The following is a 24592-nucleotide window of genomic DNA, read 5'->3' as shown; positions in this document are numbered from 1 at the left end:
GAAGGTTCGCTTATTAGCGAACCTTTTTGTGATAAAAATAAACATATTACTTTATTAGTGCTTCAGGAATGGGGTGCCTTCAGGAGTACCAATTAATTTTTTTGAAATATTGACAAATGAAAAAAGTCGGTTTAACATGTAATAAATATTATTTATTACAAAAAACTGATAAATAATATTTATTATAAGTGAAGAGGGGTATTGAAACACTTTACAATGGCTAATCACAAGGGGAGTGTTAATAAGCCGATTTTTAAAATTATTTTAACTAGTGAATGAAAACGGTTACCTATTGTTTTAAAGCTATTCAACTCCCAATCTGATTTGAGACAGATTACCTTGTATACTAATGGTTAGGGTGTATAAAGTTAGGGAGGTATAGCAGTAATGCAAAATAGAAGTGAAGAATTAGTTCATGAGCTCGGCCGGAAAATAGTCACTGGGGAGTTTGTCTCAGGACAAACATTACCAAAAGTAGAAGTTTTGAGTGAGATGTATGGAGTTAGTCGAACTGTAGTACGTGAAGCCCTTAAGGGGTTAGCTACACGTAAGCTTATCAGGTCTAATCAACGGTCAGGTACGAGTGTGCTTCCACGATCGGTTTGGCAATGGTGGGATTTTGATGTATTAACCTGGATTATTGATGATGAGAATAATAGTGATTTTATATTACATTTGACAGATGTTCGAATGGGTCTAGAACCAATGGCAGCAGCCTTGGCAGCGAAAAGGGCAACGGACGAAGACATTGTCAAAATCAAAGCTTGTTTCTATAATCTTGAGCAATCTGTTGGGGACCCAAGAGCATGGGCAAAGGCGGATTATGAGTTCCATCAAAGTATTTTGCATGCTTCTTATAACGACTTAATGATTGGTACCATCCAGATGCTTCATAAAGCGCTAGTTATAAGTCGCGAGAAAACGTATTATGCGATGAAGGAATATTCAGATCCGTCCTATGATTCTACAACAAACGAAGTTTTAGAAAGGCATCGAGCAATTTATGAGGCTATCTTGGCACGTGACGAGGAGTTGGCACGTCAAAAAATGACAGACCTAATCCAGCGTGTTAAGAGTTTGTTAGAACAGATATACGATCATCATTCTTGAATATTATCTTTGAAATATCATTATAAATTTTCCTTGGAGAGGAGTAATAATCATGGGTATACAAATTGTAAGATTTGAAAAAGAAGGTAAAGACCAATGGGGAGTTGTATCAGGAGAAAAAATACTCGTCCTTAACGGTTCGTATAGCACTTTAGCCGGTTTTCTGGAAGAAGGCGCTGAGGAAGCTAGAAATATAAAACAGCAAGGGAAAGCTGAGTCCATTTTAATTAATGAAGTGAAAATATTAAGCCCAGTTACAAAACCCGCAAGAATCGTTTGCCAAGGTGCGAATTATTCCTCACATCGTGCAGAGGCAGGGCTTGAAGCAGCACGTCCGCCATTTAATATGATTTTCAGTAAATCAGACAGCTCACTTTGTGGAGCATATTCAGATATAGTTCGTCCAAAACAGGTGCAATTACTAGACTACGAAATAGAGCTCGGACTCGTAATTGGTACTGATATTTCCGAAGCAGCCCAAGTTACGGATGAAAATCTTCATAAATATGTAGCAGGCCTAGTCATCGTGAATGATGTTTCTGCTCGGGATATTCAACTCCCTCAAGGTCAATGGCTAAAAGGGAAGAGCTACCGAACATTCGGTCCTACAGGTCCTTATTTTTACTTGCTTGATGAAGAAGAAATTCCCTTAATCCACGATTTAGAAGTAAATCTTTGGGTCAATAATGAATTACGTCAATCTGCGAACACAAGCCAACTGCTGTACAAACCAGCTGAAACATTGACTGAGTTATCGGAGATTATGGATTTATCAAAAGGAGATTTAATCATTACTGGTACAACTGGAGGGGTTGCATTAAATCTTTCTACAGAAGTTATGGGGAAAGTTTCAAGTCTGGCCGTCCCTGGACAGGAGAAGCTGGATCTGCTAGTTGAGAACCAAAGAACTAGTGAAAAATATCTACGGGATGGGGATATAATCCGCTGCACTATCAAAAGCTTGGATGGAAGAATTGACCTTGGTGAGCAAGTAAATAAAGTAGTTCCAAGTCAAGTACTCTTAAATACCTAATTAGTTTAAAGGGTTGGGATAATACTTAAAAGTTAAAATAAAGTATATCCCAGTCTTATCTTTCTTGATACAATTTTTAAGTTAATTAGTTTGTATGCGCTTACAGTGCGCACTTCGATTTTTTGAATAAGTGATAAGGAGGGGTTGTATGAAGAAAGAAAATCTCGATGTAGCGATCGTTGGCTATGGTCCCTCAGGGAAATTGTTAGCTACTTTACTTGGTCAGCAAGGCTGGAAAGTTGGTGTGTATGAGAGATTTCCAGAGCCCTTTACACTGCCGAGAGCTGTTCATTATGATCATGAAATAGCCAGGATATTACAAGCTATACTCCCTACAAGTGAAATCGAAAGGATTTCAGAAAAGGTTCCTGATTTTTATGAATGGTGTAATGCGGATCGTCAGGCCCTTTTGAAAATTGATTGGTCCGAGTTTGGTATCTCCGGGTGGTCCCGCGACATGTTTTTTAACCAACCAGAACTGGAAAAAGTTATGGATGCAGCGTGTCGGAATCAGTTTACAATAAGTATCCACCTTGGGTATGAGGCAGTGGGGCTTACGGAATATGAGGATAGAGTAGATCTGGTCGTCAAAAATCTACAAGGGGTTCAAACAAGTGTTACAGCCCGATATGTTATAGGTTGTGATGGAGCTAATAGTTTTGTACGTCAACAGATGGAACATACAGTGACAGATTTGGGTTTTCAATCAGACTGGCTCGTTGTTGATATAATTCCTTTGGAAGATAGAGAGTGGAAACCTAGTAATTTGCAATTATGTGATCCAGCACGGCCTACAACCATTGTTTCCGGAGGTCCTGGACGAAGACGATGGGAATTTATGACTCTTCCTGGGGAAACAAAGGAACAACTCAATCATGAAGAAGTCGCTTGGCGCTTACTGGAACCATGGAATATTTCACCTGATAACGCGATTTTAGAACGTCATGCCGTTTATACATTTAAGGCAATGTGGGTCAATGAGTGGCGAAAAGGAAGACTGATGATAGCTGGGGATGCTGCACATTTAACACCGCCATTCATGGGGCAGGGACTATGTTCAGGTCTTCGTGATTCAAAGAATTTAGCCTGGAAGTTAGACCTCGTTTTGAGCGGGGAAGTTGATGATTCTATTCTAGATACATATACGTCAGAACGAAAGCCGCATACACAAGCTGTCATTGAAGCTGCCTTGTATCTAGGGAAGATGATTTGTGTAACGGATCCTCAAGCTGCCAAGGAAAGGGACGAAGCCTTTTTATCAGGAAACGCACCTGAATTTCCTGAGTTTCCAATTTTGACTGACGGAATTCTTTTTCAAAATGGAGAAGAAGCTAGTGAAACATACGCCGGTCAATTATCTTTGCAAAGCGAAGTGACATATAGAGGGAAGACTGGCCTTCTGGATGATATAGTCGGTCAAGGATGGACGGTTTTAAGTTTAGTAGACGATCCAAGAGTGGTTTTAAGTACTGAGGAAATTGAATTTATTGAAGAGCTAGACGCAAAATTCATCCGAATTTATCCGAAGCAAGAAACAAGTTGGGATGCAGTAGTGGACGTGCAAGGGAAGTACGAACAGTATTTTAAAGAAACTGGTTTTAAAGCGGTCATCGTCCGTCCAGACTATTATATTTTTGGAGCTGTTTCGACTCTTGACCAGCTGCCTTCCATTATCGAAGATCTCTCTAACCAAATCAAGAATAAGAATACAGATACGACTAGATACATTACTCAATAAGTGAGGTAAGGGTGTGCCATCACCCTTATGTATCTAGCCAACATAGATTGTTTTGGAAATTGACTGTGGGAGGCAATTCCAAAAGGGTTATAGACAAAAGTTTGTCCATTTATAAAGTATATCATATTTTGGATCTAGTATTAATGTTACTGATTGCATAAGAGGAACCAGAAAATCCAACTTACAAGTTTATAAATATATCAAACATATTGGAGGAATGATGTATGTATAAAGTAAAAGTATTTCGATTAGCGTATGCCGATTTTGTTTCAGAAAATGCAGAGAGTATGACGGAATATTACACAAATACAATGGGTTACCGCATCACTGAAAAGAAAGACGGTATTATTTATTTAAGTAATGGTTTAGATCATCATAATATTGTGATTACCCCAGCTGAAAAAACGGCTATCCGTAGCTACGGATACCAATTGGATGGAAAACTATCCTTGGAGGAGGTGCAGGACCAATTACACCAGCAAGGCATCGCCTCCAGAATTAAAACGGATGTTAAGCCTGGAATTTCAAAACTAATTGAATTAAATGATCCAGCTGGAAATGTCATTGAATTATTTACTGAAATGGAGCAATCAGCTATTGGGTATGGATCTTCAGGGATTGTTCCTCTGAAACTGGGGCATATTGCTTTTTATGCCAATAATCACAAAGAAGTGGTTCAATTCTATCAAGGTGCATTAGGCTTTTGGTTTACTGATCAAATTGGCGAAGATTTCTGTAACTTCTTAACATGCAATTCAGATCATCATGTACTGAATATTGTGGCATCTAAAGAGACCCGTTTGCATCACATTGCTTTCCAATTAAAAGATGCGAGTCATCATTTTGCCAGCTCTGATGTATTGGCGAAGCATGGTCGTTCCATTCTTTGGGGGCCTTCCCGTCATACAGCGGGACATAATGTTGCTACGTACCACTATGATCCGGATGGAAATGTAATAGAACTTTTTACAGACCTAGATGTGTTTATCCCTGAACTTGGTATCTTTGAGCCGCGGCCATGGCATAAAGATCTACCACTTAAACCAAAAGTGTGGGAAGGTTTGAGCTCATGGGGAACTGAATTTGAGGTGGACTTGGCAAAAGTTTGAGATATGAAGTTGAAAGAAGAGAGTTGAATTTATGGTGCAAGAAACTTTTTTACTTGAAGTGAAGCCGGGAATGGAGCGGGAATCAGAGAATGACGAAGAAAAACAATGGTTGATACAAAACTTCTTTTCTTCAAGATCTTACGGAAACATCATTTGTTTCCTTAGAAAAGCAACCAAAATCTATTCATACAGGCAAATCGTAATCTCCTCCTATCTTTTCATTTATCTAATTTTGATTTGCATTTCTTTTTTGTCTATATTTCCGTTCGTAAAAGTACACTTTTACGAACGGGTCATTTTTTTATATAATGGCTGTATTTTAACGTTCGTTAAAGTTTAAAAACACTTTACGAACGTTCTTTGTTTTGCATACACAATTACGAACGTTTTTGATAGAATTAGAGAGAGAAAAGTAGAAAAGGGGGTAAAAAAATGGATGTTCGTAAATTTGGTTACATAAGAGTCAGCAGCAAAGATCAAAATGAAGGACGACAACTTCAAGCCATGAAAGAAAAGGGGCTTGATGAACGAGATATCTTTATGGATAAACAAAGTGGGAAAAATTTTGACAGAGAACAATATCAACTATTAAAACGGATGATCCGGAAAGGGGATGTCCTATATATTCATTCACTCGATCGTTTTGGCCGGAACAAGGAAGAAATTCTACAAGAATGGAATGACATCACGAAAAATATCCAAGCAGATATCGTTGTTATGGATATGCCATTGCTGGATACAACTCAATTTAAGGATAGTTTAGGGACCTTCATCGCAGATCTTGTTTTACAAATCCTTTCCTGGATGGCGGAAGAGGAACGGGACCGTATTCGAAAACGGCAGCGTGAAGGAATTGATGTGGCTTTACAAAACGGTGTGCCCTTCGGCCGACCGAAAGCCCAAGTAACGGAAGCGTTTATAGAAGTCTATGATTTATGGAAAGCAGGAGAGATGACAGCAGTTAAAGCCATGGCGGAATTAGCTGTTAAAAAGACGACTTTTTATAAGTTGGTTAAGGAATATGAAAAAGACTTTTAAAAAATTTACTATATAATAGAAGAAACTCGTTTCTAAAAAAAAGCCTTTACTCAAAAATAGCAATGGCTTTTTGAGTAAAGGAGAAACTGTGATTTTTCCGGAACGCTTTTAATTCGATGGAATATAATTTGTGAAAAGTAGTAATGAATAACCGTATTTCTATAATCGGAGTTTTACCAAGGTTAACAATTTAATATTTTATAGCAATTGAAAACCCGACTGCATTAAGTTCTTTTATAATATCTAGCTCTTTTTCTTCTACTGAGTTAGAGTAGGGTATGTAAGAAATACCATCAATATCAGAAGGATTTACGGGCCTTTCTACTCCCGACTTAAGTAAACAACACACGTTAGACCGACCCAATTTTCCATAAAAGAAACCAAGTTCAAAAATAACATTCTGTCTCGCTCTAAATTGATAATGAGGAGTAGGTTCATTTAATGCCCCTACATCATCAGGAGTCAATAACACTATTGCATATTTTACATCCGAATGTTTCTCAAATTTTTCTATGAGAGTTAGACCTTGATTAGCCATTCGTTTCAAAACTATAGGTTCGAGTCCTAATCTTGAAACAATATTTTCAGTTTGTAAGAGAGCTAATTCATCTCTTCCATGTACAATGAAGATTTTATTGTTATTAAGTGGACTACTTTGTTTCTTATCAACATTTTGATTTGTATTCAAGAAACAATCTTCAATTTGTTCAATATAGAAAAGTAAAGATTCGTAACCTCTTTCATTAATAGTTTTACCAGTACTTGAATAATGATCACTTTTAAAATCAAAAGGAACAAATCGTTTAAAATTTGTATTATTACTTACGTTTTGCAAATAATTTATTCCTTTATTAATATCTCTAACGTAACGTTCGAAATGTTCTGTTCTTTTCCAATCTTCTTGAGGGTAGGTCTTTATCTCTCTTATTATCCTTTTTAATTCAAGATTAACTTGCTGAATAGTTGGCATTGATTCGTTTTCCCCTTCCTTTAAGAAATATAAAATATCATCTATTATCGGTGATACATAAGAATGTGCATCGTAAGCATCATAAATAGATTCTAATTCTATGGTTATACCTTTTATTCCAATTTTCAAATTACTTTGTTCTATTTTAGAGCCAAAATATTTTAATCTCGAAAGGAGATATTTATAACTATAGATAACGGATGTCTGTTCGTCAGGATCATCACTTGGGCCACAAAATTTAAAATTTCGTATGTCGTTAATCACCTGAAGAAGAAGTTCTTTATCTCGTTCCTTCATAATTTCCCCCTGAAATAAAAAGACTTTATATTGTTTAATTATAACATTATTGGTATATTCGAAATCTAAATTGTATTAGTTGGAATAAATAAAATTAAATAATTTTATTACCTTATTTCTAGGAGGAGCAATGCTAACAAAAGTAAAATTAAAAAATTGTAAGTCTATAAAAAACTTAGATATTAAGATAGATAAGACAAATTGTTTAATCGGAAAAAATGGTGTGGGTAAAACAACTTTTATCAAATCAATTGAGTTTTTTTATGATTCCCTTGTTGATAAACAGAGTGATTTTACAATTTTTGACCAAAATAATCCCTATAATGAATTTGCTGAAATTGAAATGAACTATGATTTTACATATTTCTATAAAGTATTAGAAGGATATAAACTCAAGTATCTTTTAGGTGAAATAAAAAAAAGTGAATTTATGCACACTTTAAAAAAATTAGGGGCTTATGTTGATACGGATAACCAATTAAAAATAAAGTTATTAATTAATAAGAAGGGGGAAAAACAATGGATTCCAAATTTGACATATGACTTAAGGCGGATATTGAAAACAATATATCCATTTTACTTTATATCAACGAAAAGTTATGACCAGACAAACTGGGAGACTTTGTGGGATATGATTGGTGATCTTGCTAAACTTCCAAAATTTAATTTTGAAGAGGATTTTGGGGGGGGCTTAGAAAATAGTAATTTTGGATCTTCGTTTGGAAAAATCTTAGATATTATAAAAAAAGAACTTTACGATTCGAATATAATTATAAACTCCTATTCAAACCAAGAGAAATTTCTAAATACACTAAAATTACAATTAGGAGGAGAAATTTTACAATATAAATATAAAGATTTAAGTTTCTTTTCAGATGGTACTAATTCATTTAATTATCTTAAACTATTTTGTAGTTTAGTAAACAAAATTGCTGAACAAAAGCTAAAAATCCCACTTTTATTTTTGGATGAACCAGAAGTGGGATTGCATCCCAAATACATCGATGACTTAATGATAAACTTATTAAAAACCTCTAATAAAAATCAAATTCTTATTGCAACACATTCTTCTAGAATCCTAAAAAATGTGATAAAGATGACGAAAAATTATAACGTTTTACATGCAATACATGAAAATGATTATACTAATTTAACAGTTGTAAATCAATTTCTAGACCATAGAGAAAAAAATGTCCTATCCGATGAAGAGGCTAGTTATTACTTTTCTAATAAGATAGTATTTGTAGAGGGAAATACTGAATTAGAGCTTTTTAATAATCATAATCTGTTAAATCTATATCCATTTCTGAGAGATGTAGATTTTTATTCTTTTGATGCTGATACAGTAAATTTATCAACGATTCATCCTAAAGTTAGAAATACAAAAATCCCTTTTATAATCCTTATAGATAATGATTATATTTTTGAGGTCGACGAAACAGGGAAAGCAAATATAAAAGATCAAAGTAAGAACTTTTTAAATCCATTAGATTTGGATAAATTTAAAATGGAGCATAAAAAAGAGTTATTTTACTTTGGTGAACAAAAAAAATTATATTACTTGCGTAAAAGAATTAGAAAAATGTCTATTTCCAATAAGTATAGTTTCAATAAGTACTGGTTTACAATCTATGGATCGCACTATGAAAAGTTTATAGAGCTTATTAAATTATACTGTATAAACTATAATGTTTATCCAGTATCTACAACTATAGAAGGAACTTTAATAAACAATGGGAACGTAGAAATCTTCAAAGATTGGTTAAAAGATAGGCATCCATACTCTCAACAGGATATAGAAAAAATAAATAATATTTCTAAAAATCAAAACGTTAAAACTTCAGCTTTTCGATTAATTGTAGACGGTAAATACGACACGTTAAAAAAGATGTCAGGGAATAAGATAACAAATAGTTATCCAAGTGACATAAAAAATAGTTATCTCACTATTAGCAAACTAAAAAAAAATTATGTAAAAACGTCTGGATGGGTATCAGATTGGCTTGATTACGTATTTGTTATTTTTATTAACGAAAAGGAATCTCAAGTGGAAAAAGAAGAAGTATTTTGTGTTTACTTTCCGGAATTATTCGATATAATAAAAAAAGTACATAATTGTAAATAGAGGGAGTAGCAAGGAGTATTATCTGATAATATTCCATACCCTGAGACCTGCTGTTGAAATTTTCTTCTTTAAAGAGAAAGATTTGACTGTCAAAAGCCAGGGGTCTAGTGTTACTATAGGAAACCCTGCCTATAAATTTTCATCATATTTACGAAGGGTTTATCGGATATTTATACTCATATAGGTCGCCATGCGTAATATTGAGAAAGTACTCCCTCTATTAACTAAGAGGTTAACTATGCAAATATTTTTATATAGAGAAGATTTTTTTTATAACAAAGTACTATCTAGTTCCAAAAAGGCTGTTGATGAAATAATTAAAAATAAGGATAAATTTTATCAAGAAAAAATAATACCTAAAAAAAATGGATATCGGACCCTTTCTTGTTTAAAAAAAGATTCTTCTCTTTCAAAAATTCAACAAAGTATTCGTTCGAATTTTCTAAATAAAATATCGATTCCTGACTATGTATATGGATTTGTACCAAAGCATTCTTATAAAGATTTTCTTTCTCCTCATACTAAAAGAAAATATTATATAAGGTTAGATATAGAAAATTTCTTTCAATCTATTGATCCTGATACACTAAAAGAAGTTTTTGCTTATTATTTTCAGATTAATCATGTTACCAATGAAGAACTGTTAAAGCAATTTATTGAGTTAGTGACCCTTGATAATAAAGTTCCGCAGGGAGCAATTACTTCTCCTATAGTATCGAATATTGTTTTTAGGCAGTTAGACTTGAGAATAAGAAACTATTGCAAAAAGTTTAATATTACTTATACCCGTTATGCAGATGATCTGTTATTTTCTTCGGATAACCCCTATATTCATAAGGATTTTTTTATTAAGAAAATTAAATATATTATTTCTACAAAGGGATTTAAGTTAAACAAAAACAAGATTAGATATGATAAAGAGTTTATTTCATTAAACGGTTTTGTAGTAGAAAATAATATTAGGTTATCAAGAAAAAAACTAAAAAATTTATCTAGTAGTCTCTTTATTTTAGACAGATACAAGAATAAATTTAATTTAAACGAAGTGTTAATGGAAATAAATAAAATACCATTTAAAAAGGAAATTAATAGTATAGGTTCACTTATAAACTATTTATCAGGATATCGAGCCTTCCTAATTCAATTATTGAATAGGGAAAATTTAGAAGGTGATGAAAATAAAAAGTTTTTAAGATATATAGAACGTATACAAAATGCAATAATATTTCTAGACTCCCAATAATATTATTGGGAGTGTTTTTCGGTAATATCCGTAATTTTGGAGGTCATATGTAGTTTACATAATACTGATTATCGGGTTTTGCAAAGAGCTAGTGCAGGTTTTATTTTCCTATTTTCTCTCTTTCAAAGTGACAAGATTATAAAAGATATGTTATAAGCCAATTGAGCATATCTCTCGGAGTGCACACTTAAAAGAAAAAGGAGAAGACTAGAAAATCTTCTCCTTTTTCTTTTAATCCTTTTCACGATAATTGGTTCTTCTCTCTGCTGTTTCGCAGCCTTTTTCCTTCTCCTGCTCAGGGTTTGTATATAAGGCAGCCGCTGTTGTTGAAGTATGACCAAGTTGAGTCATCAGTAAATGGATGTCTCCTGACTGCTCCCAAATTTGTCCGGTAGGTATGCCTTAGGTTGTGTGGGACATCTTCATAGATTTATAATTAGAGACTAATAGCAATTGTTTTAAAGTTTTTGAATCAGAATTGGTTGGGTTGACGAAAACTTATTTTAAATGATATTATTTACGTATGAAATTAAAACCAATTATTCATATCGGATATATAAAAATGATTCAACTGCCTATTGGACGACCAAGGGCGCCTGTGATTGCACACAAGGCGCCTTTTTTTTATCTTTTGGGGGAGGTGAAAACTTGTATCGATTCATGTAGCTGTTAGGAAAGGTAGACGTTTTGACGTTGATGGTAACCATCCAGACAGCTATCAAAAGTATCACATTATGATTAAATACCAAATTCATATTCAGTGCTTCATCAATTTCAAACAAACTGCTTCATATATTTCGGTGTCGGAAAATTTTAATGGCTTACAACCCAAATACAGTATGATCTTATACGGGCTTTGGGAAATCGTAAATTCGATTCTATCCATCCAAATCATGAAGAAGCATGTCAAAGAAGCGAAACAGTACACTAAGAAATTGGGAAGGGTATTCCCACCCAATTGGTAGCCCTTTAGATTCACTTCATGAACTTTATGAACGTTTTTATGCGGGGAATCACATTCGTGCTTCCGCCAATCAGTATAACGAGGCAGACCAAGCTTCATTCACAGATCCGATTTGGCGGGTATTAAATGAAAGAAGTAATTAGGTTGAAGCATACATGAGAAGTTGAGGATTTTACTTCACGACAGAAAGTGAAAAAAAAAAGGAAATTTAATTTCCTTCTATGGAGCGTTCTAAAGATCAATTAGTGAGGGCGTTGGTGCCAGAAGCAATATAAGCTGAATAAGGGTGTATATACCACGATTGATCATTGGTTTTATGATTACGGGATTGTTGATATTATTCACCGTCGAATTTACTTGTTAGCCTTTTTGGAATTTGTTACAGAATCAAATTTGAAACCTGATAATCATAAATATATAAAATTTGGAAATGGTGGACTGACTATAAAGCTTCATCAATTTATTAAGGAAACTGAAGTAGGAGAGTTTATGATTTGAATTTTCTAGTACCTATTTTTATAAAAAATAATTAACAAAGACGAATGGAGGCGGCATTCATTCATGAAGGTAGCAACAGGAATAAAAAGTGATTACTTGGAAATCGTTCAAAAGTTAGTTAAGGAGTTTGCTAAAACAGCGGTTGAGAGGGATAAACTAGGCGGAACGGCAAAAGTAGAGCGTGATCTCATTCGTCATAGTGGTTTACTTCGTTTACCAGCACCTGAAAAATACGGTGGTTACGAAGAAAATTGGAAAACAATTCTACATATTACACGTGAAATTGCTAAAGTAGATAGTTCAGTAGCTCATTTATTTGGTTATCATTTTTTATGTCTTGCGTCCGTTGAGCTATATGGTACAACAGAACAGGTTGAGCATTTTACAAAGGAAACAGCAGAAAATGATTATTTCTGGGGGAATGCGTTTAATCCTCTGGATTCCCATGTAGCTGCTACAAAAGGTGATAACGGCTGGATTATTAACGGTAAAAAAAGTTTTTGCTCTGGTGCATCAGATTCAGACCGGTTACTCATTTCTGCTCAAAAGGATGATGGCTCTGGTGTATTAATTGCTGTCATTCCAACAAATCGTGAAGGTATTTTGTTGGGGAATGACTGGGATAGCTTTGGACAACGTCAGACAGATAGTGGTTCTGTGACATTTGAACATTTAATTGTACATGATTCAGAAGAACTTGATGCTTACGAAGCGACTGATCGAAACTTATTCGCCACAGTACGTACACATATTGCTCAGTCGATTTTGATTCACGTTTTACTCGGGACAGCTGAAGGTGCGTATGAAGCTGCCAAAAACTATACAAAAACTAAAACGCGTCCGTGGGTGACATCTCATGTCGATGCAGCAATAAATGATCCGTACCACATTTATCACTACGGTGAATTATTTGTCAAATTGAAAGCTGCAGATGCTCTTGTACATATTTCCAATGAGTTATTGGAAAATACATGGGCGCTGAAGCATCGTATTACCGAAGAACAACGCGGGGAATGTAGTATCGCTGTTGCAACTACGAAAGTGCAAGTCATACAAACGGCCCTTGATGTGACAAGTCAGGTGTTCCAAATGATGGGCGCTCGTTCAACTTCAGCACAATATAATTTTGATCGCTACTGGCGTAATGTACGTACACATACATTACATGATCCGATAGACTATAAAATTCGTGATATTGGTCAGTACATATTAAATAATCAATACCCAGAAATTTCATCATATTCATAAGGAGGAATTGTTAATGGTAATATTTTGGTTTATTCCCACAAAACAAAAAACCTAAAGTATCTAGTAGCGGTGCGCCTAGGTTTAATGTCACCAAGCTTTGCAGCACGTATGTCTGCCACATTAGACCGATTTTCTGATGGTCGATTATTAATAATGTTGCTGGGGGTGACCCAGTAGACTTACAGGAGAAGGTGTATTTTTAGATCACGATGCACGCAATGAGTTAACAGATGAGTTTTTAAAAATTTGGCGTCAATTATTTACAGAAGAAGAAGTGGATTTAAAAGGAGGCCATTTACGAATTGAAGGGAGGGAATTACCATACCCTACGGTTCAAAAACCATATCCACCACTATACTTTGGAGGCTCTTCACCTGTTGCAATGGATGTGGCTGCAGAGCACGTCGATATATATTTAACATGGTTTCGTCATCTACGTGTTCAATTAGCTTATTAGCCGCTTCCCATGCTTCCTTTACTGTTGGACGTACAATGACGTGTAGTCGTATACCGAATTTTAATGTTGCTCAAGCGCAAAAAGTATTTAAGCGTATGGATTCAGAAGGTCAACGCTTAATGACAAGCCTACATGAAGGAGACCGTGCTCGATTAGAGGTGAGTCCAAATCTATGGGCCGGCGTAGGATTAGTGCGAACAGGTGCAGGTACAGCACTAGTAGGAGATCCCGATACTGTTGCTGCACGATGAAAGAATACGTTGATTTAGGTATCGAAACATGTATTCTATCAGGTTACCCACATTTAGAGGAAGCCTATACAACAGAGGAATTATTATTCTCTAAACTTCCATTAGAAAAAAGGATACTTCGAATCACGAATATTCCTTAGTCCATTTGGTGGTGATATTAGACCGACAGTTGTTAAATAACAGCATATGATGTCGTATTGAATTTTTTTATAAATCAAAAAACGATTGACAATAAATAGAAAATGATGTTAATTTCATATATAAATTAATCCATAAAAATAACAGGGATAAAAATTATCTAGCCTATTAGTCAACTAAAGGCATCTTCTTTTTCAATGAAAATTGAAGGAGGAGATGTCTTTTTTTATTAAAAAATGTTCAAGGGAATAAAAAGGAGGGAAAGAACATGACGACAGAAAAAGAGCTTCAATTTGAAACATTGGCTCTAAACCACACTATTTAGATTGAAATAATAATATTTTAAATAAAATTAAGGAGTGAAACATAATGACTAATCAAGAACAATTAAAATATGAAATTAACCATAACAGTAAAGACCACTCAACCTTGTTGACGTTTACTACACCAATAAAGGCTGGTTCTCCTGAATTAGACCTTTTGATTGTCGAAATCGCAAGAGATGCTGAGAAACGTAGAAGGACTGATGATAGATCTCATCCTTATTATGCCATCGATTTAATTAGGCAATCTCGACTTGGTGCTTTGCGTTTGCCTGAAGAACTAGGTGGTGGTGGTGCAAGTATTCGTGACCTTTTCTATGTCGTGATACGTTTAGCTGAGGCTGATCCAGATGTCGCACACATTCTTCGGACTCACTTTAACTTCGTGGAAAAATTTCTTCTTAGCCCTAAAAATGAAGTACGTGATACTAGATTAGTTAGAGTGGCTGAGGGAGCAATCTTTGGTAATGCAATAACTGAGATCTCGTCGCGTAATGTGGGAAGTTTGGATGTAGTATATGAAACGACTTTATCTCCGGATTGTGATGGGTACCGATTGAACGGTACGAAATACTTTAGCACTGGTACATTGTACGCAGACTTCGTAGGTGTTAGGGCATCAACATCAGAGGGTTTACCCGTAAATGTAATCATCCCGACGAATCGAGAAGGTGTCGTACTTGAGGACGACTGGGACGGTATTGGACAGAAATTGACTGGTAGTGGTACGACTCGTCTAAACAACGTCTTTGTTAATACTGAAGAAATTCTAGAAGGTATTCATGATCAGTTCCAATTCAATTCGCTTCTACAGCTCTATCTACAAGCAATCATAGCAGGTATATTGCGTAACGTAGTGTCAGATGCAAAAGCCTTAATTCAAAGTCGATCCCGCACATATAGCCATGCAGCTGCTGATACTGGGCCAGCAGATCCTCAGCTTCAACAGATCATTGGGCAACTCTCAAGTAGCGCATTTGCTGCTGAGGCGATTGTACTTGCTGCGGCTGATGCACAGGACACTTTAGTGAATCATGTGGATGATGGAGTAATTGATTATGCACTGGATCACAATGCTTCGCTTCAAGCTGCTCAGGCTAAGGTAATTGTAGAGGATTTTGCATTCAAGGCTTCGACGCTACTTTTTGATGTCGGTGGAGCATCAGCAACGAAGCAGTCGGCCAATCTTGATCGTCACTGGCGTAACATCCGTACCCTGGCATCTCACAATCCTACAGTTTATAAATCGCGTACTATCGGTAACTACATTGTTAACGGTACTGATCTTCCGATGAACGGATACTACTAATCTATTAAAGACTTTAGGGCAGAAGTATTGTGATATCAAGAAAAATTAACTTTTTTAAAATGAATGAAAAGAGGTAGAAAAATGAGAAAAAAGAGAATTTATTTAAATGCTTTTGATATGAATTGTGTGGCACATCAATCACCAGGATTGTGGGTACATCCAGAAGATCAGTCGCATCGCTATAATGATATAGAATATTGGGTTGAGTTAGCGCAAATATTGGAAAAGGGACGGTTCGATGGTCTATTTATTGCGGATGTAATCGGGATTTATGATGTGTATGGTGGAGATAAAACAACTGCAGTTCGTGAAGCAACACAAGTACCAGTTAATGATCCGATTCTGCTCGTTTCAGCTATGGCTCATGCTACTGAACATTTAGGTTTCGGAATCACGTGCTCAACAACATTTGAACACCCGTATACGTTTGCACGCAGAATGTCTACATTGGATCATTTAACAAAAGGTCGGATTGCCTGGAATATTGTGACTTCCTATTTAGAAAGTGGAACGAAAAATATCGACATTGGTGATAAATTCCAACATGCTGAAAGATATAATATTGCCGACGAATATTTAGAAGTTTGCTATAAATTGTGGGAAGGTAGCTGGGAAGATGATGCCGTCGTGAAAGATAAGGAGAAAGGAATTTTTACAGACCCTATAAAAGTTCATGAAATCAATCATCATGGTAAATATTTTGATGTACCGGGCATTCATTTGTGTGAGCCTTCACCACAAAGAACACCTGTGTTGTATCAAGCGGGTGGGTCATCAATTGGACGGAAATTTGCTGCAAAACATGCCGAATGCACGTTTATCTCTGCTCCTGGAAAGGAAGCGACTTCTGCATACGTCAAAGACTTAAGAACACAAGCAGCCATACAGGGAAGAAATCCTCAAAGTCTAAAAGTGTTTGCATTATTTACACCAATTGTTGGACGGACAGAGGAAGAAGCTTGGACGAAGTATGAAGAGTTATCTAGTTATATAAGTTATGAAGGTGCTCTTTCTTTGTTAAGTGGGTGGTCAGGTGTGGATTTTTCCGAATATGATCCAGATCAGCAAATTGAATATATTGAGACAAATGCAGTTAAATCTATGCTAGAGAACTTAACAAAATCCAGCCCGAATAAAAAGTGGACAGTGCGAGAATTGGCCAATTTCGCTGGAATTGGTGGGATGGGTCCCGTCGCAGTTGGAACGCCTGAACAAATTGCTGACACGCTTGAAGAGTGGATTGATGAAACGGATATTGATGGATTTAACCTTGCGTATGCAATAACACCTGGAACGTTTAAGGACTTCGCAGATCTTGTTATTCCAGAACTTCAACGTCGTGGAGTAGTGAAAATGGAATATGAAGAGGGAACCTTAAGGGAAAAACTTTTTGAGAAAGGTAAACCTCGTTTATCGGTAAATCATATAGATGCTAAATATAGAAATATTGGGTACCATTTTCAGGATAAATAGGCCATTTAAATATGAACATTAGAGAATGATCAATTATTTAGTAAATACAGATAATGATAATATAAAACCAAGTAATTATATTAGTTTAATAAGATTTTGCGTGATATAGATAATCTTAGATTAACAGGTTTTAACTGTTAAACAAGCTCTTTGAATATCAAAATAATGAATTTTTCTAAGAAATGGGGACGAATGAATATGACAAAACCATTTTCATTTTCTGCTTTTGTTATGAATACTGCTTCTCACATTACTCACGGATTGTGGCGTGATGAGGAGGGTTATCAGTTGGACTTTAATGACGTAGATCTTTGGGTATCCTTGGCCAAGCGACTTGAAGAGGGAGGTTTTGATGCCATTTTTTTCGCGGACGTAATCGGATTATACGGTGATTATCGTGGTGGCAGGGATTTTCATGTAAAAACCGGTTTGCAAATACCTAGTAACGATCCGATGGTTTTAATGTCCGCTCTGGCAGTGAACACGAAACAAATCGGTTTAGCTTTTACGGCAGCTCCACTCCAGGAGCCTCCCTTTAATTTTGCACGCCGTGTTTCCACGCTTGATCATATTTCTAAAGGTCGTATTGCTTGGAACATGGTTACTAGCTCTTTGGAGAATGCTTTTCGCAACTTTGGTTACGATGCACTTGTCCCGCATGATGAGCGATACAAATGGGCGGATGAATATGTAGATGTTTTGTATAAACTTTGGGAAGGTTCATGGGATGACGGGGCGCTATTGCAAGATCGAGAGAGCGGAATTCATGCAGATTCATCTATGGTTCACAAAATAAACCATGTTGGGGAGCGCTATAAAGTCGAAGGTCCGCATCTTGTTGCGCCATCACCACAGCGAACGCCAGTACTATTCCAAGCAGGATCATCATCTGCCGGCCGAGACTTTGCGGCTCGTAATGCGGAGGCTGTCTTTATTGTAGCACCTGATCCTGAAAATGCTCGAAAGCTAATCAATGATACCCGGAGTCTAGCGATTCATAATGGTCGGGATGGTCATGATCTTCACTTTTATCAAGGGTTGTCCTTTGTTGTTGGTGAGACCGAGGAAGAAGCTCAACGTAAAGACTTCGAACTAGATCAAAAGACTGATTTCAATATGATGATCGCTCATATGGCAGGAGGTATGGGGATTGACCTAGGTAACGTTGACCTTGATACACCGCTTGAAAATATCGAAACTGAGGGAGTAAGAAGCACATTCGAATGGCTGAAGCAAAGCACACCAGGACGTACCCCAACTGTTAAAGACCTTGCCAAAATGCGCAGTAAAACAAACCGCATCGTAGGGACTCCTGAAACAATCGCAGACCAGCTTGAACTGTGGAGAGATGCTGGGGTCGATGGAATTAATGTAATCAATGCAACCATTCCTGGTTCATATGAAGAATTTATTGGTCAAGTGATGCCTGTTCTTCGTAAGCGAGGTTTAGCTCGTGATAAGCATGATGAACCAAGCACTCTTCGCCATCAGCTTTTTGGAATGGATCGTCTCAATGAGCGTCACCCTGCTTCACGATATAGAGGTGCTTTTGCCATTAAAGATGTCGTACAGTGATGTGAGCTTAATACTTTCTATTTCAATTTACAACTTATTTACGAATAAATATAACTAAAAATATAAGAATAATTATATTTATAATGAAAACTTAAGGAGTGCATAACATATGCCTAATCAAAAAAAATTATATATCAAGGATCGTTCTAAAAGCAATGAACACTCAACCTTTCCGACGTTCACTGCGCCAGTAAAAGTTGAAACGCCTGAATTTGATTGCTTGATTTTAGCCATTGCACGAGATGCAGAGGAACGAAGGAGTTCTGGTAGCGAAGCCAACCCTTATTATGCGATGGATTTAATCCGTCAATCCCGACTTGGTGCTCTACGTTTACCTGTTAAATTAGGTGGTAGCGGTGCTAGTATTCGTGATCTTTTCCATGTCATTATACGCTTAGCTGAAGCGGATCCAGATGTCGCGCATAGTCTTCGTGCTCATTTTTCCTATGTGGATGAATTACTTCGAAATCCTGCTAGTGAACTACGTGATACGTGGTTGCAAAGAGTGGCAGAAGGAGCGATCATTGGCAATGCCTTTACTGAGCTTTCATCGAAAAATGTTGGGAGTTTGGTTTTTGAAACAACTTTATCCTCGGAAGGTGATGGGTACCGATTGAACGGCACGAAATACTTTAGTACAGGTACAATGTATGCTGATTGGGTCCTTGTAATGGCGTCAACTCCAGATGGTAAACCTGTTTCTATGATCATTCCAACTGATCGCGAAGGTGTCATAATCGAAGACGATTGGGATGGCATCGGACAAAGGTTGACTGGGAGTGGCACGACCCACTTTAATAATGTTTTTGTCAATAAAGATGAAGTAAATGTAATTAGAGAGGACAAGACACCATTCAATTCTTATGTACAGCTCTATCTGCATGCGGTAATAGCAGGCATTTTACGTAATGTAGTGACAGACGCATCAGCTTTGGTTCATAAACGAACTCGAACATTTAGTTTTGCAGCTGCAGACACGGCATCTGCTGATCCACAGCTACAGCAGGTTATTGGACAGCTCTCAAGCAGTGCGTTCGCTGCCGAAGCGATTGTACTCGCTGCTGCTGATGCACTGGATATTGCTGTGAATGCAGCGGTCGACGGCGTGATTGACTATGCTTTAAGTCATGATGCTTCGCTTAGAGCTGCTCAGGCTAAGGTTATTGTGGATGATCTTGCTTTGCAAGCTTCCACGCTACTATTTGAAGTAGGTGGAGCATCGGCGACGAGACAATCAGCGAACCTTGACCGTCACTGGCGTAATATTCGTACCATTGCTTCTCACAATCCAACAGTCTACAAAGCCCGTGCAATTGGTAACTACGTGGTGAACGGTACGGAGCTTCCGCTGAAGCACGTTTACTTTTGATTAGGTGTATTTTTAAATAATTTGTTTACTGGTCAACCAGAGACAGTTTCTGAACATAGAAGTCGTCTCTGGTTTTTTATTCGAATTATTCCTAGATTCGCAAATTGTTTCATAGATAAATGCTTTTTACTACTATAAAACTATTTATTCTTGGCAAGTTGAATAAAATTTGTTTTGTAATATTGAATTGGAGGATCGATAATGGCAAAAGTCCTTGATCGAGTTTATAAGGTAAAAGAAGATATGGTTACTGTTCGAAGTAAAATTGAAGCTAAATCAATTGCTTTTGATTATGATGGCATAGAAATTCTACAAAGTATAGATCTAACTATTAAAGAAGGGGAATTTGTCGTCTTTATGGGTCCTAGTGGTTCTGGAAAAAGTACGCTTCTTCGCTTATTAACAGGGTTAGCTCAACCTAAAAAGGGTGAAATACTTGTTAACGGACAATCAATTGCAAAATCACTGCCCGATAGTGCAGTTGTATTTCAAGATTATTCATTATTCCCTTGGTTAACGGCAGAAGAAAATATTATTCTTGCCTTAAAGCAGAAATTAAAAAAATCTAAAACAAAAAAGGAGTTGGAACACTTAGCTCAAGGTTATCTTGAATTAGTTCAGTTAGGTCATGCGTTTAAGAAATACCCTGGAGAAATGTCAGGTGGGATGCGGCAAAGGGCGGCAATTGCGAGGGCGCTTTCGATAGGATCAGATTTAATGTTCATGGATGAGCCATTTGGTGCATTAGATCCAGTTACAAGAATTCAACTACAAGATGTGATTCTCCAAGTGAATCGTGAACAGCAGCGTACTGTCATATTTGTTACACATGATGCGGAAGAGGCTATTATTTTAGCAGATCGTATTGTGATGTTTACACCTGGACCACCTGGAAAAATAGCTGAGGTTATTGATGTTCCTTTTCCTAAGCCAAGAAATCGTAAAAAGATAATTGAAAGCTCAGATTTTATCCAATTTAGAAATTATATTTTAGGCGTTATGAACAAAGGAATATTTGAAAAATTAGAACAGGATCATGCAATTCGTTCAAGTGGGGAAGGAATTTAAATAATATAAAAAAATAGTAGGGGGAAGTAGAGTGAGAAAAAGAAATTGTGTATTGAGTATTGTGATGTTATCCTTTTTAGCTTTAGCAGCTTGTGGGGAAAATGAAGAAAAAGCGTCAACATCAACGCAAAAGAATGATAGCGAGAAAACTTATACATTAAAGGTTGGATATGGTCAATTATATGGGGCACCTCTAGCTGATATTGCTAGAGCGGAAGGATTCTTTGAAGAAGAGAATTTAGACGTGGAAATGGTTTCCTTTACGAGTGGGGGGTTGGACGCTCTTCAAGCCGATAAAATTGATATTGCATTAACTTTTGGTACAGCAACTCCTTTAAATTATATTGCTCAAGGTGCAGATTTTAAATTTGTTGGAGGACACATGGAAGGTGGACAGCCAGTTGTCACTAAAGAAGAAAATGCAAGTCAATATAAAACATTAGAAGATTTTAAGGGAAAGAAAATTGCGACGATTCGATTAGGAACACTTGATGTAATTTTTAAGTCAGCACTTGACGATGCGGGAATTGATATTCACAAAGATGTTGAATTTGTAGAAGTAAAAAGTGTGGCAGATGTACTTGAAGCGGTTAATTCTGAAAAAGTAGATGTTGGACTTTCTAATACAGGGCATTTGACAAAAACAGAAAAATTGGGAATAACCCCTATTTTTTGGAGTAATGATCTTAGTCAAAATGATCTTTGCTGCCGGGTTACTGTAAGGGGCAATATAACTGGTGATAAGGCAGTTGCTTATAAGAAATTCATGAAAGGGCTAATAAAGGCTGAACGTGTAAAATTAGAGAATCCAAAGAAAAATTTAGAAGCTTCAATTCCTACTTTTAAGCAATTACCTAAAGAAAGAGTGAACGAAATAGTTAATGAAGAACATTTAATTAATTCTGCAGATCCAAACAAAAGAGAAGTTGTTAATACATGGAAAAAAATGCAAGACATCGGTTATATTTCAGACGTAGAAGATATTAATCTTGAAAATCACTTCGATCTTTCAATGTATGAAGAAGCTTTAGATGAGCTTATTAAAGAGAATCCAAACGATGAATATTATAAACAAGTATTACAAAGATATAATGAACAAAATTAAATTTATAATGATAAGGAGAATATGATGAAAAAGTTTTTTTCTCTATATATATATACAACGATAATTATAATTGCTTTACTTGCTTTTTGGTTTTATATTACAAATTTCACGAGATGGTTAAGTCCGATTATTTTCCCTTCTCCAGAAATTGTTGTTATTGCATTTTATAAAGCATTAATTGAACTATTTCAAGGATTTGTAAGTTCTATGAAATTATTAGTTCCAAGTTTTGTGTTAGCTATAGTATTAGGGATAGGCGGGGGACTGTTTTTTGGTCTTCATCCAAAATCAAGGCAGATCTTAACACCATTTTTCAATGCTTTTAGTCCACTGCCATTAACATTATTTATTCCATATGCTATAGCCTTGTTACCGACTTTTGAATTAGCGTCCATTTTCATTTTATTCCTCGCAGCTTTTTGGCCCATTTTTTTAGGCACGATACAAGGTGTGTTATTAATTGATAATCATTATTGGGATAATGCAAAAACAATCGGTATACAGCGGAAAGACTTAATTTTAAAAGTAATCATTCCAGCCAGTTCGCCATTTATCTTAAGTGGTACAGGAACAGCCCTTAACTTGTCCTTTCTGATATTAATGACTGCAGAAATGTTTGGAGCCAAATCAGGGATGGGGTATTTTATTCAGTTCTACACTGATTTTACTCAATATGATTTTGTTCTAGCTGGATTAATTTTCAATAGTATTGTTATCTTATTGGTTATGTTTACTTTTGAAAAAATCAAAAAACGTATGCTTTTTTGGACAAACTTGAAAAATGAAGCCAGTTAAGAGAAAAGAGTGATTATGAGTCTCTCTCTTCAACTTTAATAATAGAAGAAGAGAGAAACTTTAATTTTAATAAAGGAGCTATTTTGTGAGATCGATAATATTTATACTAGCAATTTTATTGTTAATAGGATGTTCTGATTCAGGAAAAAAACAACATGAATTAGAACAATCGAAAACGTTGGAAGTATCATTGGAAAGCAACCCTAAAAAAATTATGCTTAATGAAGCAGTCACTTTTACTGCAGAAGTGAAATATGGGACTGATGATATTAGCAAAGAGGCTAAGGTACAATTTGAAATTATTGAAAATGGAGTATCAATTGGATTAGTCTCTCCTAAACATATAGGAGACGGAAAGTATTTACTAGAAACAAAGTTTTTTGAGCAAGGAAAGAAAAAAGTGATCGCTCATGTTAGTTATAAAACTTTGCATGAAATGCCGGTACTGTCTTTCCAGGTAAGTAATTGAAAGGAGCCAGGACATTCAATGAGTAAAGAAAAAAAGCCACTGAACTTCTTTATAAAAAGTTTAGTGACTGCGATTTTAGTGTTGGGACTAAGTTATACAATTTACACGAATTTGATTATAAAAAAAGAAGCAGCAGCTTTAGATCAAAGTAACCTTGCTCCTGATTTTACTTTGCAAGATTTAAATAGTAATGAAGTGAAACTGTCGGATTATCGGGGAAAAGGTGTGTTACTTAACTTTTGGGCAACCTATTGTCCACCTTGTGAAAAAGAGATGCCTTATTTGAATAACGTCTATCAACAATATAAAGATAAAGGAATTGAAATCCTTGCAGTAAATGCGCAAGAACCAAGAATCATCGTCAGTCCATTTGTCTCAGAAAAAAAGTTAAGTTTTCCTATTTTACTTGATCGGACTGGGGAAGCCGTAGATCTATATAAAGTTAATAATCTCCCTGTTACGTATTTAATTAATGAAAATGGTGAGATCACACAAACAATTTTTGGAGAACTAACAGAAAAAAAGGTTCGTATTTATTTAGAAAGTATTATTCCGAAGGATAAAAAACTATAAAAGCCAAGTAATTTTATTTGAATAATTATATATTGGTAGGTAAAAGAATGCGGGCAAGGAGGGAGTGAAAGCAGCTACTAAGATAATTCCACTTATCGGTGGGACAGTTATGGGGTTTGGAATCACTTATAACCATTTATTTTTTACCATCAAATCAAACCTTTATTTTAACCATCAGATTTTCCTTCTTGACGATGCCTTTCTTTTTCTCCTTTAGTGCTTGATTTTCCCACCGTTTTCTGACCGAATGAGCCGGAAACCGTAAGAATTATGGATTAAAGATTAATAGAATAAAAGGTCACAAGGATAGCAGC

Annotated in this window: 19 protein-coding genes and 2 pseudogenes; 19 read left to right on the top strand and 2 right to left on the bottom strand. The window is 35.9% G+C overall.

Going from position 1 to position 24592, the window contains the following annotated elements; translation table 11 throughout:
* The first annotated feature begins 387 nt into the window (after window positions 1–387).
* The 5 genes from IOC57_RS23310 to IOC57_RS23290 all read left to right on the top strand — a co-directional run bounded on the left by IOC57_RS23310 (window position 388) and on the right by IOC57_RS23290 (window position 6028).
* Window positions 388–1110, top strand: a complete 723-nt coding sequence (locus tag IOC57_RS23310) for a FadR/GntR family transcriptional regulator (RefSeq protein WP_207440927.1) — start codon at window positions 388–390, stop codon at window positions 1108–1110.
* Window positions 1111–1162: 52 nt separating this feature from the next.
* On the top strand, window positions 1163–2143 hold the full coding sequence (locus IOC57_RS23305; protein ID WP_207440926.1) for a fumarylacetoacetate hydrolase family protein: 981 nt from the start codon (window positions 1163–1165) through the stop codon (window positions 2141–2143).
* Window positions 2144–2291: 148 nt separating this feature from the next.
* Window positions 2292–3881, top strand: a complete 1590-nt coding sequence (gene mhpA, locus IOC57_RS23300) for a bifunctional 3-(3-hydroxy-phenyl)propionate/3-hydroxycinnamic acid hydroxylase MhpA (protein ID WP_207440925.1) — start codon at window positions 2292–2294, stop codon at window positions 3879–3881.
* Window positions 3882–4105: 224 nt separating this feature from the next.
* Complete coding sequence (locus tag IOC57_RS23295) at window positions 4106–4990, top strand: VOC family protein (protein WP_207440924.1); 885 nt, start codon at window positions 4106–4108, stop codon at window positions 4988–4990.
* Between the two features lie 432 nt (window positions 4991–5422).
* On the top strand, window positions 5423–6028 hold the full coding sequence (locus tag IOC57_RS23290; RefSeq protein WP_207440923.1) for a recombinase family protein: 606 nt from the start codon (window positions 5423–5425) through the stop codon (window positions 6026–6028).
* Between the two features lie 190 nt (window positions 6029–6218).
* Here IOC57_RS23290 and IOC57_RS23285 read toward each other — a convergent pair whose 3' ends face one another.
* The gene (locus IOC57_RS23285) at window positions 6219–7295 is read right to left on the bottom strand and encodes a TIR domain-containing protein (protein WP_286185140.1); all 1077 of its coding nucleotides are present in this window, start codon (window positions 7293–7295) and stop codon (window positions 6219–6221) included.
* 130 nt (window positions 7296–7425) lie between these two features.
* Between IOC57_RS23285 and IOC57_RS23280 the strand changes: the two genes are divergently transcribed.
* From IOC57_RS23280 to IOC57_RS26645, 4 genes and pseudogenes are all read left to right on the top strand, one after another.
* The gene (locus IOC57_RS23280) at window positions 7426–9420 is read left to right on the top strand and encodes a retron Eco8 family effector endonuclease (protein ID WP_207440922.1); all 1995 of its coding nucleotides are present in this window, start codon (window positions 7426–7428) and stop codon (window positions 9418–9420) included.
* Window positions 9421–9658: 238 nt separating this feature from the next.
* The gene (locus IOC57_RS23275; protein WP_207440921.1) at window positions 9659–10663 is read left to right on the top strand and encodes a reverse transcriptase family protein; all 1005 of its coding nucleotides are present in this window, start codon (window positions 9659–9661) and stop codon (window positions 10661–10663) included.
* Window positions 10664–12188: 1525 nt separating this feature from the next.
* Window positions 12189–13373 carry an acyl-CoA dehydrogenase family protein gene (locus tag IOC57_RS23265; RefSeq protein WP_207440920.1) on the top strand — a complete coding sequence of 395 codons (1185 nt, stop codon included), beginning with the start codon at window positions 12189–12191 and terminating at the stop codon, window positions 13371–13373.
* A 42-nt stretch (window positions 13374–13415) separates the two neighbouring features.
* Window positions 13416–13797, top strand: a pseudogene (locus IOC57_RS26645) (LLM class flavin-dependent oxidoreductase); the annotation flags it as partial.
* Here the strand turns inward: IOC57_RS26645 and IOC57_RS26640 are convergent.
* Window positions 13793–13897, bottom strand: a pseudogene (locus tag IOC57_RS26640) (hypothetical protein); the annotation flags it as partial. The pseudogenes IOC57_RS26645 and IOC57_RS26640 sit on opposite strands and share 5 nt — an antisense overlap.
* Before the next feature lie 52 nt (window positions 13898–13949).
* On the opposite strand from IOC57_RS26640, the gene IOC57_RS26125 reads away from it, so the two are divergent.
* The 10 genes from IOC57_RS26125 to resA all read left to right on the top strand — a co-directional run bounded on the left by IOC57_RS26125 (window position 13950) and on the right by resA (window position 24278).
* The gene (locus tag IOC57_RS26125) at window positions 13950–14081 is read left to right on the top strand and encodes a hypothetical protein (protein WP_286185139.1); all 132 of its coding nucleotides are present in this window, start codon (window positions 13950–13952) and stop codon (window positions 14079–14081) included.
* A 507-nt stretch (window positions 14082–14588) separates the two neighbouring features.
* Complete coding sequence (locus tag IOC57_RS23255) at window positions 14589–15851, top strand: acyl-CoA dehydrogenase family protein (protein WP_207440919.1); 1263 nt, start codon at window positions 14589–14591, stop codon at window positions 15849–15851.
* Window positions 15852–15932: 81 nt separating this feature from the next.
* Window positions 15933–17324 carry an LLM class flavin-dependent oxidoreductase gene (locus IOC57_RS23250; protein ID WP_207440918.1) on the top strand — a complete coding sequence of 464 codons (1392 nt, stop codon included), beginning with the start codon at window positions 15933–15935 and terminating at the stop codon, window positions 17322–17324.
* A gap of 165 nt (window positions 17325–17489) precedes the next feature.
* Window positions 17490–18899: an LLM class flavin-dependent oxidoreductase gene (locus IOC57_RS23245; protein ID WP_309487757.1), complete on the top strand. Its 1410-nt coding sequence runs from the start codon at window positions 17490–17492 to the stop codon at window positions 18897–18899.
* A 109-nt stretch (window positions 18900–19008) separates the two neighbouring features.
* On the top strand, window positions 19009–20268 hold the full coding sequence (locus tag IOC57_RS23240; protein ID WP_207440916.1) for an acyl-CoA dehydrogenase family protein: 1260 nt from the start codon (window positions 19009–19011) through the stop codon (window positions 20266–20268).
* 201 nt (window positions 20269–20469) lie between these two features.
* Window positions 20470–21336 (top strand): ABC transporter ATP-binding protein, encoded by an 867-nt coding sequence (locus IOC57_RS23235; protein ID WP_207440915.1) that lies wholly within the window; start codon window positions 20470–20472, stop codon window positions 21334–21336.
* A gap of 31 nt (window positions 21337–21367) precedes the next feature.
* Entirely contained in the window at window positions 21368–22441 is a 1074-nt protein-coding gene (locus IOC57_RS23230) for an ABC transporter substrate-binding protein (RefSeq protein WP_207440914.1), read from the top strand.
* Between the two features lie 24 nt (window positions 22442–22465).
* The gene (locus IOC57_RS23225; protein ID WP_207440913.1) at window positions 22466–23236 is read left to right on the top strand and encodes an ABC transporter permease; all 771 of its coding nucleotides are present in this window, start codon (window positions 22466–22468) and stop codon (window positions 23234–23236) included.
* Between the two features lie 85 nt (window positions 23237–23321).
* Entirely contained in the window at window positions 23322–23705 is a 384-nt protein-coding gene (locus IOC57_RS23220) for a hypothetical protein (protein ID WP_207440912.1), read from the top strand.
* Between the two features lie 18 nt (window positions 23706–23723).
* Window positions 23724–24278 carry a thiol-disulfide oxidoreductase ResA gene (gene resA, locus IOC57_RS23215; protein WP_207440911.1) on the top strand — a complete coding sequence of 185 codons (555 nt, stop codon included), beginning with the start codon at window positions 23724–23726 and terminating at the stop codon, window positions 24276–24278.
* The last annotated feature ends 314 nt before the right edge of the window (window positions 24279–24592 follow it).

It is taken from the genome of Bacillus sp. SD075 (genome assembly GCF_017355165.1).
GTDB lineage: Bacteria > Bacillota > Bacilli > Bacillales > DSM-1321 > Peribacillus.
The sequence above is the reverse complement of the archived record's forward strand: the minus strand, read 5'-3'. Positions and strand labels throughout refer to the sequence as shown.

Bases quoted from the DNA above. Each gene is read 5' to 3' on its own strand.
- IOC57_RS23240 (WP_207440916.1), top strand. From the start codon at position 19,009: ATGCCTAATCAAAAAAAATTATATATCAAGGATCGTTCTAAAAGCAAT.
- IOC57_RS23225 (WP_207440913.1), top strand. From the start codon at position 22,466: ATGAAAAAGTTTTTTTCTCTATATATATATACAACGATAATTATAATT.
- IOC57_RS23290 (WP_207440923.1), top strand. From the start codon at position 5,423: ATGGATGTTCGTAAATTTGGTTACATAAGAGTCAGCAGCAAAGATCAA.
- IOC57_RS23310 (WP_207440927.1), top strand. From the start codon at position 388: ATGCAAAATAGAAGTGAAGAATTAGTTCATGAGCTCGGCCGGAAAATA.
- IOC57_RS23280 (WP_207440922.1), top strand. From the start codon at position 7,426: ATGCTAACAAAAGTAAAATTAAAAAATTGTAAGTCTATAAAAAACTTA.
- resA (WP_207440911.1), top strand. From the start codon at position 23,724: ATGAGTAAAGAAAAAAAGCCACTGAACTTCTTTATAAAAAGTTTAGTG.
- IOC57_RS23235 (WP_207440915.1), top strand. From the start codon at position 20,470: ATGGCAAAAGTCCTTGATCGAGTTTATAAGGTAAAAGAAGATATGGTT.
- mhpA (WP_207440925.1), top strand. From the start codon at position 2,292: ATGAAGAAAGAAAATCTCGATGTAGCGATCGTTGGCTATGGTCCCTCA.
- IOC57_RS23255 (WP_207440919.1), top strand. From the start codon at position 14,589: ATGACTAATCAAGAACAATTAAAATATGAAATTAACCATAACAGTAAA.
- IOC57_RS23250 (WP_207440918.1), top strand. From the start codon at position 15,933: ATGAGAAAAAAGAGAATTTATTTAAATGCTTTTGATATGAATTGTGTG.
- IOC57_RS23265 (WP_207440920.1), top strand. From the start codon at position 12,189: ATGAAGGTAGCAACAGGAATAAAAAGTGATTACTTGGAAATCGTTCAA.
- IOC57_RS23245 (WP_309487757.1), top strand. From the start codon at position 17,490: ATGAATTTTTCTAAGAAATGGGGACGAATGAATATGACAAAACCATTT.
- IOC57_RS23295 (WP_207440924.1), top strand. From the start codon at position 4,106: ATGTATAAAGTAAAAGTATTTCGATTAGCGTATGCCGATTTTGTTTCA.
- IOC57_RS23305 (WP_207440926.1), top strand. From the start codon at position 1,163: ATGGGTATACAAATTGTAAGATTTGAAAAAGAAGGTAAAGACCAATGG.
- IOC57_RS23285 (WP_286185140.1), bottom strand. From the start codon at position 7,295: ATGAAGGAACGAGATAAAGAACTTCTTCTTCAGGTGATTAACGACATA.
- IOC57_RS23275 (WP_207440921.1), top strand. From the start codon at position 9,659: ATGCAAATATTTTTATATAGAGAAGATTTTTTTTATAACAAAGTACTA.
- IOC57_RS26125 (WP_286185139.1), top strand. From the start codon at position 13,950: ATGACAAGCCTACATGAAGGAGACCGTGCTCGATTAGAGGTGAGTCCA.